This window comes from Chryseobacterium lathyri (assembly GCF_019970085.1).
GTDB lineage: Bacteria > Bacteroidota > Bacteroidia > Flavobacteriales > Weeksellaceae > Chryseobacterium > Chryseobacterium lathyri.
Genome location: NZ_JAHXYG010000002.1, coordinates 133,496 through 146,791, shown reverse-complemented (window position 1 = coordinate 146,791; position 13,296 = coordinate 133,496). Strand labels below are relative to the sequence as shown.

The 13,296-nt window shown below is 36.1% G+C and carries 8 protein-coding genes and 1 tRNA gene; 2 read left to right on the top strand and 7 right to left on the bottom strand.

Annotation, left to right across the window (positions count from 1 at the left end; genetic code table 11):
* Window positions 1-40: 40 nt before the first annotated feature.
* Both LC418_RS06015 and LC418_RS06010 read left to right on the top strand, forming a co-directional pair.
* The gene (locus LC418_RS06015) at window positions 41-1,057 is read left to right on the top strand and encodes an asparaginase (RefSeq protein ID WP_223558439.1); all 1,017 of its coding nucleotides are present in this window, start codon (window positions 41-43) and stop codon (window positions 1,055-1,057) included.
* Window positions 1,058-1,111: 54 nt separating this feature from the next.
* Window positions 1,112-1,198: transfer RNA gene (locus LC418_RS06010), tRNA-Ser, on the top strand.
* Between the two features lie 170 nt (window positions 1,199-1,368).
* Here LC418_RS06010 and LC418_RS06005 read toward each other — a convergent pair.
* From LC418_RS06005 to LC418_RS05975, 7 genes are all read right to left on the bottom strand, one after another.
* Entirely contained in the window at window positions 1,369-2,067 is a 699-nt protein-coding gene (locus LC418_RS06005; RefSeq protein WP_223558438.1) for a hypothetical protein, read from the bottom strand.
* 317 nt (window positions 2,068-2,384) lie between these two features.
* A complete protein-coding gene (locus tag LC418_RS06000; protein WP_223558437.1) occupies window positions 2,385-3,917 on the bottom strand; it encodes a M20/M25/M40 family metallo-hydrolase in 1,533 nt (510 codons plus the stop codon).
* A 415-nt stretch (window positions 3,918-4,332) separates the two neighbouring features.
* The gene (locus LC418_RS05995; RefSeq protein WP_223558436.1) at window positions 4,333-4,668 is read right to left on the bottom strand and encodes a hypothetical protein; all 336 of its coding nucleotides are present in this window, start codon (window positions 4,666-4,668) and stop codon (window positions 4,333-4,335) included.
* Window positions 4,658-5,734, bottom strand: coding sequence for an RHS repeat-associated core domain-containing protein (locus tag LC418_RS21080; protein ID WP_420837280.1), 1,077 nt, complete (start codon window positions 5,732-5,734; stop codon window positions 4,658-4,660). Before LC418_RS21080 ends, LC418_RS05995 begins: the two co-directional genes overlap by 11 nt.
* A gap of 68 nt (window positions 5,735-5,802) precedes the next feature.
* Window positions 5,803-6,357, bottom strand: coding sequence for a hypothetical protein (locus LC418_RS05985; protein ID WP_223558435.1), 555 nt, complete (start codon window positions 6,355-6,357; stop codon window positions 5,803-5,805).
* Window positions 6,354-9,959 carry a DUF6443 domain-containing protein gene (locus LC418_RS05980; protein ID WP_223558434.1) on the bottom strand — a complete coding sequence of 1,202 codons (3,606 nt, stop codon included), beginning with the start codon at window positions 9,957-9,959 and terminating at the stop codon, window positions 6,354-6,356. The genes LC418_RS05985 and LC418_RS05980 overlap by 4 nt, the downstream gene beginning before the upstream one ends.
* Window positions 9,960-9,965: 6 nt before the next feature.
* Entirely contained in the window at window positions 9,966-13,295 is a 3,330-nt protein-coding gene (locus tag LC418_RS05975) for a hypothetical protein (RefSeq protein ID WP_223558433.1), read from the bottom strand.
* Between the last annotated feature and the right edge of the window lies 1 nt (window position 13,296).

The following is a 13,296-nucleotide window of genomic DNA, read 5'->3' as shown; positions in this document are numbered from 1 at the left end:
GAACCTGAACGAGGCTCAATTTCTTAGAAAAAAGTAATTCATGAAACGAAAAGTCCTGCTCATTTATACCGGGGGAACCATCGGTATGGAAAAAGATTATGAAACCGGAAGCCTCCGCGCATTTGATTTTGGAAATATTTTCGAAAAAATGCCTGAGATGAAATTAATGGAATGTGAAGTATTTGTGCATCCATTTGCCAAACCGCTGGACTCTTCGGATATGGGACCTGAGGAATGGAAGGTTATTGCCAACTATATTCTCAAAAACTATGAACTCTATGACGGCTTTTTGATCCTTCACGGAACGGATACGATGTCTTATACAGCTTCTGCTTTAAGTTTTATGTTGAAAGGACTGAGAAAACCTGTAATCATGACGGGCTCACAGCTTCCGATCGGAGATCTGAGAACGGATGCGAAGGAAAACCTTCTGACAAGCCTTTATTATGCCAGTCTTTATGAAAATGATGAAGCGGTTATTCAGGAAGTTGCTGTTTATTTTGAGTATAAATTATTAAGAGGGAACAGAACATTGAAATATTCTGCGGAGTATTTTGATGCTTATGCGAGTCCGAATTACCCGATATTGGGACAATCCGGCGTTCATTTAAATATCATTAAGGATAATCTTTACCGGTGTGATCCTGATATAGAATTTCATGTAGATGAACATATTTCTGAAGATATTCTTTTCTGGAGAATTTTTCCGGGCATGCATCTGAGCCATTTTAAAGAAATCCCTAAAATGAAGGTTCTTATTCTTCAGGTTTTCGGTTCGGGAACTATTTTCAGCAGTGAAAAAACACAGGAAACGCTTGAGGAAATCAGAAATAACGGAACAGAAATCGTTGTGGTAAGTCAGTGTATTTCAGGAGGTATTTCGTTCGGAAAGTATGAAAACAGTAATATTTTTTCAAGGATCGGAGCGATCAGCGGAAAAGATATGACAGCAGAAAGTGCCATCAGTAAAGCGATGCACCTGATAGACAATCCGAATTACTCCGGAACCTTTGCAGACAACTTCACGAAGAGCCTTTGTGGAGAAATTACTGAGTAATTTTAAATAATATTTGCAGATTCCAGAAATTACCCTATTTTTGCAGTCTCAAATAGAGAGGTGTCCGAGTGGTTGAAGGAGCTACCCTGGAAAGGTAGTATACGGGTAACTGTATCGAGGGTTCGAATCCCTTCCTCTCTGCAAAAAGATAAAAGTCTTAAACTTAATTGTTTAAGGCTTTTTTATTTTACTCATGCTATTAAATAATGAGCGAAATAAAACAAAATCCCGGCATTTCTGCCAGGATTTGTCTGGAAAACTGTTGAAACTCTTCCATCAATATAATTAGATATGAATGTTTGGTGTAAAATTTAATTGCAGATCGTGAGAAACTGATGGCTCATCTGTACTTTGAACTTGGCCTCTGATTTTAATTTAGCGTAAACCGTGTGCTCAAAGGCCTGTACGGATTTCAGTTTCTTATCGATATATTCTGCGACCTGCACGACAGAAAAAATAAAATCCCGATATACTGCAATATCCACCGTCTGTCCGTAGCAAGGAAGATAAGCCTTCAAAAAAGGAACTGCAGCCTGATGCCTGTTGTAATTCACACAGTATCCTGCGCCTTCCCTTGCGGTAACAACCTCACAGTCGTTGATATAATCCAGGATTGTTTTATTTCCGTCCAGAACGCTATCGTTTTTTAACAGGTATCTGTTGATTTTGTCCAGAATATGCTGGGCGTATTCCATCATGGTGATGGTTTTCCACTCAAATATATGGTTCATCCCTTTTGCTTTGAAATGTTTTTCATTTTCACAGTTGGTGCAAAAAGAAATTCCGATTTTTTCATGATAAGGCAAAAAACAATCTTTGATTTCCATGGAAGCATCAGCCAAAAGCTTATCGTCCGCAAAGCTATAATACAGATAAGGGCTGTAAAGATCTGCAAGGGCCTTCAGATAATCAATTTCGCTGGCGTTATGATATTTTTCAAACCATTGTTCAAGGGTATCGTAATAATGGCTTTCAAATTCTTTAAATGTTAAGTAAAACGGCAATTCCATAGCTCTGTAATTTTGATATGACAAAGCTATTGCTGTAATGCGACAAAACTTGACGTGTTATTTTTTTTTTGAGAGTCAAGATGCAAGAGTCAAGAATCAAGATTTCAGATTTCAGACATGAGATTTTTGATGAGGCTAAGACTAAGGTGATCATAAGACTTAAACCAATTATTTAAAATCTTTATACAGCAACGGTTAACTTTTAAGATGCCGAAATACACAATAGCGACTTCTACTTTAAACCTCGTAACTCGAATCCCGAAACTCTAAGACACTCAAACTCTCCGACTCTCTAACTCCCATCCCGTACCCCGAAATTATTTGTCGTAATTCGTCATCATGTATTCAAAGTAATGGATCATTTTCAGGTAGTTTTCAATACTGATATATTCATTGGTGCTGTGGATGCTTTGCTGTTCTGAGCTGTTAATCCTGATGGGCATGAATCTGTAAATATTTTTGCTTACGATCTGGTATTTATAAGCGTCGGTCCCGGCCATAGTAAGATACGGAGTCACAATGGCCCCCGGATAGATCTCTCTGACTCCGGCTTCTATTAATTTAAATCCTTTTGTATTAGAAGGAGAAACGGCAGAAGCTTCTCTTGTATTGTCGATATCTTCTACCTCAACATCGAAGCCCTCTGTGGCTTTTGCAATATGATCATGAACATCTTTAACTGTATTTCCGGGAAGGAGCCTGAAATTAACGATAAATTCCACTTCGGGAGAAAGAACATTGGTTCCATCGCTTCCTTTCATCATCGTTAAAGCAGTGGTTGTACGTACTAAGGCATTGGTCGTATTATTTTTGGTAAGCTGGGATAAAAGAAGAGGTTTTAGCAGCCACTGGTTAGAAAGGGCCAGTCTGGTTGTCCAGGGCATTGCTCCACCGATATTGTCAAAAAAGCCTTTGATGAGTGGGGTTATTTCAGGCTTCATCTGATCGTCTTCAAGACGCTGCATAATAACTGCGGCTTTTCCTATTGCACTTTCCATAGGCGGCATGGAGGAATGTCCCCCAAGTCCTTTAACTTTTATTTTTGCGGATAAAAACCCTTTTTCTGCACAGCCTACCACAGCGATATCAGAATCTACTCCAGCCACATTTCCTTTCCGCATGATCAAACCTCCTTCGTCATAAACTGCGTCAAACTGAAGTCCTTTTTTCTTAAAATAATCTGCAATCTGTACAGCTCCCTTTTGTCCACCCACTTCTTCATCAAAACCGAAAGCCAGATAGATGTCGCGTTTAGGATTTTTTTTGCTTTTAATCATGGTATTGATAGATTCCATGAGGGAAAAAAGCATTCCTTTCATATCGATGGCTCCTCTTCCATAGATTCTGCCATTGGCTACAGTCCCAGAAAAGGGTTCGAAGTCCCAGTCTTCTGCTACTTTTGAAACGGGTGGCAAAGGCTTGTCATCAGGTCTGAAAATATTCTGTTCTTTATTTTTCACATCGGCATCTCCGGGAGGAACGACGTCTATATGGGAAAGGAAAAGGATGGGTTTCAGAGAAGGATCGCTTCCTTTAAAACGGAAAACCAAAGCATGGGTATTAATCTCGGTATTTTCGGTAAACTGATAAACCAATGGATAAGATGCTTTCAGATATTCTTTAAACTGGTCAAAGGGAGTATAATTGAATTCACCAAGGCTTCCTGTAGAAACTGTAGGTATTTTGATCCCTCCTGACAACCGAAGTATGGCAGAATCGTTCTTCACAGGCTTCCACCCTTCTGAAGTTTCTGCTGTCGTTTTTTTGAACGGGTAAGTATACATTTTGATCAGCAGTACAGCTACCAGAATAACAAGGATTCCGAGAATGATTAAAAGGAACTTTTTCATGACGATAAGATTTGTGTTGTGTTGATTGTCTAACAAATATACCAAAGAAAATGGCTATAATTGCAGTAAAATCTAAGTATTTCCCTAACATTAGATATAAATTACTTTTGTCAATTCCAAAGTCCGGAATTGATATCAAAAAATAGATTGTTATTTTCCAGCATGAATTTGTCGATAGCTTGTTTTGTAGAATTATTTATTGAAAAACACAAAAAACTTAAAGACTTCTTTAATAAAAACGTAGCCGCATTATAATACAAAAAAACCTTGCATTTTGCGAGGGTTTTGTTTTATCTGCCACACGATACAATCGTGCGGTAGCGAGGGCTCTCCTTGATGCGTTTCTTAAGCAAACTAAACTGCAATCAATTATGTAATATAAAAGCCACCGCAATACGGTGGCTTCTCTGTTATATTAATATTTATAAGCTTTTACTTCTCCTTTTCTATAAATATAGATGCTATCTTTTCCTCTATTCTTTACTATGCTATCATCTTTTTTAAAACGACTATATTGATACATATTAAATTTCAATTTCTTTTTATTTTTTAAAATCAAAGTGGTCACTCCGTGATTAGAATAATCTCTATAAATACTGTCAATAATACCTGAAAAAGATATATTTAAATTCTTTTCTTTCATTCTTTCAGGTTCTTTTCTTCGATAATCTTTATAAAAGAAATATCCAATTATAACCATACAAAAAGCTACTGCTCCAAATATTTTAAATCCTAAATCTCTATTTCCCACTTTCTCTAATTCTTTTACTCGGGTTGATATATGTTGTTCCGGCTTGCGCACTACCTCCAAAAGAAAGTTTAGGTCTTTTCAAAAAATTCCAAATTCCAGAAGAAACACTCGCTCCACCCATTGATACATTTCCATTTCCTTCTTTTCTTGTTTCTCCATAATTTCCAGAAATTGGACCAACTCCTCCTGAAATATTCCAATAATTACCTCCTAAATTTGCAGTGGTCAAAGGCCCATATCCATCTTGAGATGTATACTCATTATAAGCTCCACCACCACCTACATTCAATCCCGCAGATTTATAGAGATTTAAATAAACTGAACTGTCATAATTACCACTAAAGTATCCAAGTTCAAATCCTGCTCCTGCACCAACTGTAAGTTCTCCACCTACGCCTACAGTAAAAGGCTTGTCTAAAACTTGTACACCCCAGTTTCTGCTGGATTCTATATTGGTGAAAAATTGTCCTCTCATACTTTCAGGACCATCAGAGGCGTGATATTCAAAACTATCTGCATCTCCTGAAGACATATTTAACCAATCACCATCGCTATAAAGTGCAACTTTACCTATCGTTTCATCGTCATAAGTCACCTCAAACTTACCTTCCTTTCCTAAATATTTCCCTTCTACTAAACCTTGGTCTTTCAGAGTATTAAACTGTTCCTCTGAAGTCAGTGAAGCATCATAGGTAAATGTTTTTTTATTACTGTCCCAAAACCAGTCTGTTCCTTGTCTTCCATCGGGATCAATAAATCTAATCGGATTATTAAATGCATAATTATAAGGGCTATGTCTTGTCATCTTCTCCGCCAACGGATCCACTACACCCCAACGGCCTAAGTCAGACATATAGAATCTCGCTCCATAATCATACATTCCCGTTTCATGCAATTCCTTACCATTATATTTATACTGATAGGCATTCTGAGTGGTAGCAGTATAATTGTGCATTAATCCAAAAGGATAATAATTGTTACTGTCTACAATTTCAAGAGCACCTGTGCTGGTTCTTCCAAAACTTACCCTTGCATTTGCTAAATGGTCTTTTGAATTGTAACCCACCGCAATGCGGTGGGTTTATGTTATTATCTGCCACACGATGCAATCGTGCGGTAGCTAAGGGTAAATAATTATCTTATTTTAACTGTTTCTAATATTCTTTTAATTGTCTGTTGTGTTTCTATGGATGGATTGTTACAGTAAATAGAAAGCTTATTGCCTCTAGTCTCTTTATTAAAAATCGCTCCAATAGTACCTTCTTGTTTTTTGGGAAAAATCAATAATACATCAATGTTATTGATTTTATCATAGTAATAATAATTTTTAAGATAGGTTGAATGTGATGTATCAAAATCTTTATTTTTATATATTACTATATCCTTAGATGACAGTTCTCCATTAGAAAAGTCAAGTAATGTTTGCTTCTCTTTTTCATTGTCTACAACTATTGGATCATCTATTATATTTGTAACACCACTGCTTATAACTATTGAGTCTCCTTTATTTACAAATAAAAAATTTTTTGAATCATATTTAGTATTTTCTTTGTTTACCCAATTATTAGGAATACAAAATTTATATTGTTCAATATTATATTCCTTACACAATTTTTTATCAACAATATTAGATTTATTACACGAAACTAAAACATACAATAACAAACTAGTAACTATTAGTATTCTCATTTTTTAACATTTTTTTTATAAAAGTCTCGAGCTAATGTAGCAGAAGGAGTTTTATCCCATCCTTTTAGCCAACTTGCCTGAGATGAAAAAGATTTTCCAGTCATTCCATTTGATAAAATAACACCTAAGCCTGAAGCCATATAAATAGTATTTTTCTCAGGATTACTTAACGATGTTGATCCAGAAGTAAAAGCAGTCATTAGTCCTCTATTTGAATGATCTAATCCTAAATTATGACCTAACTCATGTTTTACAACATCATTGAATATGTTAGATCCTATTGTTTTATTTTCAACCGCACCAATTCTACCACCTACTGTTCCCCAACCTAAAGTATCACCACCACCTGCATTTGAATCAACAACTTCATCTACTATCATCATAACATGATCATTTTTTCCAATTTTATCAAAGCTATTGACAACTTCATATTCAATATTAAATGAACTAATATAAACACTTGAATTTATTGAAGCTCCATATGATTGATATCCTAAACCTTGGAATTCTTTTAATGAAACTGAACCCTTGGATTTACTAAACATAGTAGATGATAAATCTGCACCTGAAAGATTTAAGACTTTCATTGTTACAGTCATATTTACATTTTTATATTCTGTATTTCCTTCTCGTCTAGAAGAATTTATTGTGGTTCTAATATCATCATTTTCCCCACCATCATAAGTCCCATTACCATTATTAGTCCATGTACTTGAGGAAGTTGTATTATCCCACATTTGCTGAAGAGAGCTTACGGACAACATTCCGTCAGGATCAACATAGAAAATTGGATTATTTGCTGCATAATTATACGGGGTATGACGACGCATCTTTTCTGCAAGGGGATCCACTACACCCCATCTTCCAATATCAGGCATATAAAATCTCGCACCGTAGTCGTACTGCCCTGTTTCCTGCAATTCCTTACCGTTATACTTGTACTGATAGGCATTCTGAGTGGTAGCAGTATAATTATGCATTAATCCAAAAGGATAATAATTGTTGACTTCCACAATTTCACCTGGCTTCCAGTAATCTATGCAATTGGGTGGATTCCAAGGATCCCAAGGTCCATCACATTGCTGTACACGGTATTGCCTCGGCTGTATAATTCCATCTTTATTAGTGTCAGTATAACTCAATCTAACATTTCCTAAATGATCTGTAAAATTATAGATATACGAATTGCTTAGCACATCATAGTAGCCTTCTGATGTAGGAATAATTCTGAGTTTAATTGTTGCAACTTCATTAGGATCTGGTTCCGGAGTCAAGCCCCCTCCTGAACCTTCCTCCGATGGTCTTGTAGATTTATACTGAAACCCGTCCAGATAATTGGTTTCTATATCTCCAAAGAGCTTTTTCACTTTTACACCGTCTGCTCTGTAGACGTAATTTGTTACCTGAGCATTCTGGGTAATCTGTTTGGGTAAATTTAAATAATTATATTGGATTGATGAAATCCCTTTATCTTTATGATTCAGCATGTTCCCGTTCAGATCATACCCTATGGCTGTGGGAGTTGCTACATAGGGATATCCCTTGCTGTTTCCAATCTGTTCTTCGGTAACTTTTGTAAGCTGGTTTCCAACATAGTCATATTTAAGATTGTCTATCATCAGCGCCGTAGTACTACCTGGCAGTAATCCCTCTGATCTTTTTAATCGGGTGATGTTTCCATTAAGATCATATTCCAGCTTTTCAAAATATTCCCTTCCTGTCTCATTTCCTGAGCTTTGATAAAAACCTGCTGTCAGCCTGTTTATAGGATCATATACATAACCATATCTTTTCAAAGGCTCATTTTCCTGAGTCAGAGTTTTCCAGGCTACTTCAGCTATATTTCCGTTATATTTGGGCTTTACCATGAGTCCGCTGTCAGAAGCATCAGGAACTTCCAGTCCTTCAACCTGGTTGTAATTAATTTTATATCCAAACAAATCGGTTCCTAAGTTTGCCGGATCATTGATATTGGTCATCCAACCTCTGATATTGTACTTATAATCAATGGTCTGTAAAGGGGATGCTAATGATACTCCGCCGACTTTTTTGGACTCCAGCTGGGAGAGTTCATTATACTTATTCTGAGCCAGATATTCAACAGGATTACTGCCTACCTGATGGGTATGGGTCAGAAGTCTGTTCTGATGATCATAGGTGAATTTTTCTGCGATGCCCTTTTCAGCATCTGTGCTAAGTCTTTTGTGATAGGTGTTGGTCTGAAGGACCATTCCCGCAAAATCAAGCTTATGATTAACGACAGTATATCCTCCCAGATGGTTGTTACTTCTTGAGCCTATATTTCTTCCTTTTGTATCATACCAGATAAAGTTCTTTGTCCATTGGTCATCTTCTATATTTTTGACATAGGAAGCAGTAAGCATTCCTTTAGTGGTTCGCGAATTGGACGGGTTATCAGTCAAAAGCTCCTGTGCAAATACATTGGTGACTGCGGAGGATCCTGGGGGATAGGTATCATAGTAATTAACGCTCAATACAGACTGGATATCTGAGGGGAAATAATTATTACTGTAGTAAACCGTCATCCCACTTTTGGCAAAACCTGTAGTATTTCTGGATTCGATAATTACCAAGTCTTTAATTAAATCCTGTAAAGCAGCTCTTTCTCCTGCTGAAATAATTCCTGTAAGGATCGCTCTTCCAAATGTATCATATTTGGTCATGAGCCATTTATTTTGTGTATCCATTACAGCATCCTGAGTCAAAATCAAACGGTCTGATTTATCATACACCATGTATTCCCAACCTTTGCCAGGAAGTTTCTTTTCTACAAGTCTGCCCCTGCCATCGTAGCGGTACTGATAATAGAGGGTTTCCATTGTAGCAGATTCTACAGTGGGAGCTGATGCCAAAGGTGGTATCACAAATGCCAGCTGATCATATTCATTATAAACATAATAGGTATCTGTGTTCTGTGTGGAATTCAATACTTTTCTAACGAGTAAAACCTGTCCTTTACCGTTTTTGAATTCTATGGTTTTGTTGCCGTCTTCATCAGTTACCGTGTTTTTGTATAATTGTGAAGGCTGGAAATATTGAAGAAGCTGAACAGAGGTTTGGGTTCTGCCTTCAACCCATGTCGTAGTAGTTTCATATTTTCTTACATAATCTTCTCCAATATTAGTATCATAATCAAATTTAACAGGTTTAGCCGTCCAGTCATTTCCTACCTGAACCTGTTGCTGGATTCTGTCTAATGGAGAGTTTTCCAAAACCTTTTCTGCATAGATCTTTTCTGATCCATATACTGATGGAGCATTGGCTAATGGTGTGGTTACAATAGCCCCGTTCAGGGTTCCTGATTGTGGAATAGGTAAAAAGTCTTTTACCTGTCTTCCGAACCCATCGTATTCTATATGGGTAACCATATCTTTTCCTAATGGTGAAGCTTTGACATTCACTACCTGTTTTGGTCTTCCTAAACCATCAAAATATTGAACGGTTTCTGAGGTTTTTGGGGTTGAAAGGGCAGGGTCTGAAAGATATGTTTTTGAATAGACGTAATTTTCTGTCGGTGAAAGCTGTGCATGAGCTAAACCCGTTATAAATAATGCACTGATCGGGATAATTATCTTTTTCATCGTGTGTTAGTTTTTGTAGTTGTATTTGAATTCTTTCACGATCTTATATACAGGATTTCCAGCTGTATCTTTATCCAGCTGTTTCACTTCTTTCAATCGATTAGCTGTGTCATAAACATAAATTTCTCTGATTCCTGATGGCGGGGTAATGCTTTTTACTCCGATTAGTGGATCATAGCTGTAAGTAGTGATCTGATAACCTGATAACACAGTATTATTTCTGAACACATCCAAAGCTGAGATCAGTGACTGTTCTGATGCATCGGTACTTAGTTGAGCATCATTAATGGATGAATTCACAATATTATCAATGAGTGACTGTGGGATATCTGCTAGCTTTGCTCCCTCAATCCTGGCAATGGGCTGGGTATTATTGTACCCCCAGATGATCGTGGTTGGAATACCTTCTTTTGTCGTGTACTGCTGAAGGTTACCTTTAGAATCGTATTTATCGTACGTGACTTCTGTGGATGAAACTGTAGGGTTTTGTAAATCATAAGATAAGACTGAAGTAGGTAAAACTAATCCTGATGTTTTCGTATCCGCTTCGGCTTGGTTTAAAGGATAAAGAGTCTCAGTTTTTGACAATGTTTTCGAGCTGTTTCCAATAGTCTGGGTTGTTGAAATCTCTAATGGAATACCGATCATATTTTTAGTAATCATCAGCTGATTATTTTTTTCGTGGGCATAGCTGTAATTTATCTCCCCAATAGTTCCATCAGGGAAAGTTGTTTTTTGTAGGGTAGGCTGTAAATGCTGGGAATTGTTATAATCAGTATTTACTTTGGTTGCCATTACTTGCCCTTCAATATATTCTTTTGAAAGACTTTCAATTAATTTGGAATATCCATAATAATTTTGATAAAATGTATAGGATATATTAGGGATCGGACCATTATGAGGATCATTAATATAACCATAAGGCATTGGAAAGTTTTGCTTAAAAATAAAAGATGTTATTGCATTTTGAGCAATATTGTATGTATTAATGGTTTCCCTAAAGATGTGAAAATCATTATTTCTAAAACTAAATTGTTTTTCATTTTCCACCAACCCTCTCCTTATCTGTCCATTATTACTGTGTGGTGCATCTAAAATTGGAGGATCATAAAGATATGGGTCTGAATCTCCTTCATATAAATAATTTCTTTCAAAAGCTTTATTTCCATTAACTAATTCTGTTATTGATTGATAGAATATTTTATTGGACCTGTCATTGAAATCACTTATAATATTATCTCTATAAAAACGATATGCAGGAATTTGATCTTTTGAATAAAGACTTCCTGGGTCTGAACTGGAAGTACATTCAAATTTACAATTCCTTATTGTCATCAAATAATCAAAAGACTTGGGAGTGGATGCATTTGCTATACTTGTCTTTTGAGAGTTTCTATCTGCTAATTTGCTATAGTAAAATAGACGGTTGTATGATCCGTTTTCAGTATTATTTTCTTCAATTTTTTTCACCCTGCTTCCTCCATAATGTTTTAATACATCTTCCATTTCAATTCGTGAATTATAGCTTACAGATGCATATCCGTCTATTCTGGCTAAATAAGATGTTACAGAATATTTTACTTCGTATTGATGACCTGATACTGTTTCAACAGGGCAACGAAGATCGCTCGGAAGTGCTGTTAAACACAAATCTTTATTGGCTTCAATATTTTCATAATATTTCATATTTTGGCCTCTTACGACCGTACCGGTCGTTAAATCTTTAATTTGTATTCCATGGATCTCATGAAGATTATCAGGCTCTCCACAATTAGAATAATCCGTTGAAGCATACGCTGCATAACTAATTGGAGAACCATTGGAAGTAAAAGTAAATGAATCACTTACTGTTTTAGCCCCTACACAATTTCTTGATGCCTCAAGCCCTGCACCACTAGATTTCTCAACTGCAACTGTTGCCATTGAACTATTAGATTCGTAAGTTATCTCAGAATATCCACCTGTAGGATAATAGACCCTTTTAAGATTTCCCAGATAAGTTTTGGCTGGATCGACTTCTTTATCGGCAGAAGCATAGCCCGAAGTTTTAGTGAAAACTTGATTAGGAACCTGTCCTGATATATTTGCAAAAGGTGTTTGATTAGTCTTATCATTCGAATATCCATAGAAATCTGTCCCTAGACTGAATCTTGCAGGAATACTTTCTTTTGAATAATACTCGAATCTGAATTTTTGATTTGAAATAATATCTTGAATATTACTCAAAAAATGACGATTGACTGTACTTTGTTCAGATAAGGACAAACCATAATAAGTTATAGCTGATCCTGCATTTACATCATCATAGCTTAACGAGTAATTTTTTATTTGGCGATTGTTTTGTTTAGCAAGAATTACAATAGAAGTAAGAAGTTTTCCATCACCGTTAATCAAATCTTTTCTTTGTTTATCATAAGTAAAATTAATTTTAATTTTATCATCATCAATCGTTAACAGTCTTGGTTTTAATGACATCATCGTTGTTTTACTTTTTGTAACACCACTGTTTTCATATGTATTAGGAACACAACAGCTTTCTGAGACCGTGAAAGAAGCACTCATTGAAGCGTAATAGCTAACTGTTTCAACAGAATAGTCAAAATTGATGACCTCATTTTTGCTAGTGATCACTTTAGCCAAATACCATCCTGAAGTATAATATTTATCGGGTCCTTTATAATTAATCTTAGTTCTCTCCATGAATTTTTCTTCACCTCCGAAGTAATATTTATTTCCTTGGGTATCAATAAGAACAAATTCTAAATTTTTTCCATACTGAGTGACCATTGTTGTTTTATCGGTAACTAATAATTTTGAACCATCACCCCCATTATAATGGATATTTAAACTTTTATCAATATAAAACTGACCCGAAAGCCCATTTGAAAGGGAAAAACTAAACCAGTCATATTCTGTATCAATTGAATTATCGGGATGGGCAGCTCCTTTTATCTGATTTGCATCGGCTGTTTCATTTATGGTCTGAGGAAACCATATTGATGACGACGTTTCATCCTGTTCGTCTCTTACTATTCTTGAAATTGCTCCTCCCGCAACCAATTGCCAAGACATTCCTGCATTTCCTCCTATATCGTCAACTTTAACCCCACTATTATATGCCAAACTTACAGGCATACTAATGGTACTTCCTACACTGTAAAAAGGAAAGTCATAACTAAATTCGCCTGAAGGAGAATTGTTGAAATCTAAGCCATACACACTGAATTTATATGTTTCTGCGGATGGAGGTTTAATGTCGGGTAAGGATTTATCAATGTCATTCTGTCCTTGAACATACATCGATAGTAGAGTAAAAAGAAATAATATTTTTTTCATG

Coding starts and splice junctions, on each gene's coding strand:
- LC418_RS06015 (WP_223558439.1), top strand. CDS start 41: ATGAAACGAAAAGTCCTGCTCATTTATACCGGGGGAACCATCGGTATG.
- LC418_RS06005 (WP_223558438.1), bottom strand. CDS start 2,067: ATGGAATTGCCGTTTTACTTAACATTTAAAGAATTTGAAAGCCATTAT.
- LC418_RS06000 (WP_223558437.1), bottom strand. CDS start 3,917: ATGAAAAAGTTCCTTTTAATCATTCTCGGAATCCTTGTTATTCTGGTA.
- LC418_RS05980 (WP_223558434.1), bottom strand. CDS start 9,959: ATGAAAAAGATAATTATCCCGATCAGTGCATTATTTATAACGGGTTTA.
- LC418_RS05985 (WP_223558435.1), bottom strand. CDS start 6,357: ATGAGAATACTAATAGTTACTAGTTTGTTATTGTATGTTTTAGTTTCG.
- LC418_RS05975 (WP_223558433.1), bottom strand. CDS start 13,295: ATGAAAAAAATATTATTTCTTTTTACTCTACTATCGATGTATGTTCAA.